The following is a 1,726-nucleotide window of genomic DNA, read 5'->3' as shown; positions in this document are numbered from 1 at the left end:
CGGTACCAACACGGTCGACACGCAGGCCAATACGTTGACCTTCAACAACGTGATCTCCGGCACCGGCGGCTTGACCAAGATCGGTGCTGGAACGCTGACCTTGATGGCTGCAAACAGCCACTCTGGCGGCACCGCCATCAACGGCGGCACGCTGGCGGCGATCGCTCCCAACAGCTTGGGAGGCGGAGGTCTCAGCTTCAACGGTGGTACGCTGAAATTGCTAAGCAATTTTTCGAGTCTGCCGGGCGTCGCCACCCTCAATGCGGGCGGTGGGACGATCGATACCAACGGTTTCGGTGTTCTCGCCCAAAATTCCTTCGTCGGAAGCGGAGGTCTGACCAAGACGGGTACCGGGGACCTCACGCTTAGTGGTGCCAACACTTACGCCGGTGTCACGACCATCCTCGGCGGCAGCCTTACGGCTGTCGTGACAAGTCTGCCTGGCGACGTCGTCAACAACGCGAGTCTCAATCTGCGGGGCGACGGGACATATGCTGGAAGCATTTCAGGCACGGGCTCAATGACCAAGGTCGCTCCGGGCACTGTTATTCTGTCTGGCAACAACACCTATACGGGTGGCACGACTGTCTCCAGTGGCACGCTCCGGCTTGGCGCGGGAGCGTCGTTGGCCTCTGGCAGCGCGTTGACGGTGAACGGCGGCACCTTCGACCTCAACGGCAACTCCCAAACCCTGGGCTCGCTTTCAGGCGGCGGCGGCGCCCTTACCCTCGGGGGCGGTACATTGACCGTCGGCGAAGGTAACTTCGAGAGCAATCTGAACGGCGCCGGCAACCTCATCAAGGTTGGTACAGGTGTCCTCAGCCTTACCGGCATTGGCAACACCTTCACAGGCAGCACGACGATCGACGGAGGCTTCCTCTCCCTCGGTAGCGGCGGTGTGCTGACTCGTGAGCTTGGCGGCACCATAACGGTGAACAGCGGAGGTGGGCTCAACGTCCTCAATGCGGACATGTCGGATGTCACCAGCATAACGAACGCGGGCTCGGCTTTCTTTGGCGCGCGGGCATTTGCCGGTAGCGGCGTGATCATCAACAACGGCGTGATGACCTTCCAGGACACCAGTAACGCTGATCACACGAACTTGACGAACAATGGCCAATTGTACTTCACCGGTTCAAGCAGCGGCAACGTTGCAACGATCACCACGACCAATGGCGCTCTTACACAGTTCACGGGCAACGGATCGGCCGGTTTCGCCCGGTTGATCACTAACGCCGGTGGCACGGTCGACATGTCCGGCGTTTCGTCCGGCATGTGGGCCGGCTCGATCGAGGGTAGCGGCAGCTACATGTTGGGCGGTAACACGCTGACCACCGGATTCAACAATCTCAGCACCACGGTCAGTGGTGTCATTTCCGACGGGGGGGCCTTCGGTGGCTCGAGAGGGTCGCTGGTGAAGGTGGGCATTGGAACGCTGACACTTTTGGGCGCGAACACCTACACTGGAGGAACTGCCGTGAATGGCGGCACGCTGAGGCTGGGCGCCGGCGCATCGCTGGCGGCGGGTAGCGCCCTCAGCGTGGACGGCGGCATCTTCGACCTCAATGGCAACATCCAGACGGTCGGCGCGCTGTCGAGCGGCGGCGGCTTGCTGCTGCTCGGCGCCGGCGTGCTCACTGCGGGCGATGCCAGCAACACTACCGTTGCCGCGGCCATCACCGGTACCGGCAGCTTCGTCAAGCAGGGCGCGGGCACCATGACCCTC

The 1,726-nt window shown here is 62.2% G+C and carries 1 protein-coding gene; it reads left to right on the top strand.

Going from position 1 to position 1,726, the window contains the following annotated elements; translation table 11 throughout:
- Positions 1 to 1,726: autotransporter-associated beta strand repeat-containing protein (locus RSO01_RS46655; RefSeq protein ID WP_174826003.1), on the top strand; the 1,726-nt coding region annotated here is incomplete at both ends.

The organism is Reyranella soli (assembly GCF_007992495.1).
Classification (GTDB): domain Bacteria; phylum Pseudomonadota; class Alphaproteobacteria; order Reyranellales; family Reyranellaceae; genus Reyranella; species Reyranella soli.
Note: the sequence above shows the minus strand (reverse complement) of the source record. Positions and strands in the feature narration are given on the sequence as shown.